This window comes from Vibrio sp. 10N.261.52.A1, assembly GCF_002876325.1.
GTDB classification, from domain to species: Bacteria; Pseudomonadota; Gammaproteobacteria; order Enterobacterales; family Vibrionaceae; genus Vibrio; species Vibrio chagasii.
Genome location: NZ_MCYD01000097.1, coordinates 1 through 1,186, shown reverse-complemented (window position 1 = coordinate 1,186; position 1,186 = coordinate 1). Strand labels below are relative to the sequence as shown.

At 45.2% G+C, this 1,186-nt stretch carries 1 pseudogene; it reads left to right on the top strand.

Annotation, left to right across the window (positions count from 1 at the left end):
* Positions 1–37: 37 nt before the first annotated feature.
* Positions 38–1,186 (top strand): annotated as a pseudogene (locus BCT81_RS01300) (phosphoribosylformylglycinamidine synthase); the annotation flags it as partial.

Sequence of the window (1,186 nt, the reverse complement as noted above, 5' to 3'; positions counted from 1 at the left end):
ATATCACCTTAATCAACTGCATAAGAGACCTAAGCACATGAGAATTTTGCGTGGCTCCCCAGCTCTATCTGAGTTTCGTGTTAACAAGCTTTTAGAGCTTTGTCGTGAATTAAGCTTACCTGTAACAGGTATTTACGCTGAGTTTGCCCACTTTGCTGATTTAACAGCAGACCTAGACGCGTCTGAAGTTGAGAAGCTAGAAAAGCTACTGACTTACGGTCCAACGATTGAAGAGCATGAACCTGAAGGTTTATTGCTGCTTGCTACACCTCGTCCAGGTACTATTTCTCCTTGGTCTTCAAAATCTACAGATATCGCACATAACTGTGGCCTAGCGAAAGTATCTCGCCTAGAGCGCGGTACGGCTTTCTACATTGAAACGTCTTCTGAACTTTCTGAGCTTCAACTTGTTGAGCTGAAAGCGATTCTTCACGATCGTATGATGGAAGTGGTTTTCACTGACTTCGAATCAGCAGCAGCATTGTTCACCGTTGCAGAACCAGCACCTTATGCGGAAGTTGATCTTCTTACCGGCGGTCGTAAAGCGCTTGAAGAAGCAAACGTTACCCTAGGTCTTGCACTTGCAGAAGATGAGATTGATTACCTACTTGAAAGCTTTGTCACTAAGCTTGAACGTAACCCGACTGATATCGAGCTAATGATGTTTGCACAAGCGAACTCAGAGCACTGTCGTCACAAGATCTTCAACGCTGATTGGACTATCGACGGCGTTAAGCAAGAAAAATCATTGTTCAAGATGATTAAGAATACGTTTGAAGTGACTCCTGATAACGTACTTTCTGCATACAAAGATAACGCAGCTGTTATGACGGGCTCTGAAGTAGGTCGCTTCTTCCCAGATCCTGAAACTCGCCAGTACAACTACCACCAAGAGAAAACACACATCTTGATGAAAGTTGAAACGCACAACCACCCAACGGCTATCTCTCCATGGCCGGGCGCATCAACAGGTTCAGGCGGTGAAATCCGTGATGAAGGCGCAACTGGTATCGGTGGTAAGCCAAAAGCTGGTCTTGTAGCGTTCTCCGTATCTAACCTTAAGATCCCGAACTTTGTTCAACCTTGGGAAACTGATTTTGGTAAACCAAGCCGTATCGTTACTGCATTGGATATCATGCTTGAAGGTCCTCTTGGTGGCGCGGCATTCAACAACGAATTTGGTCGT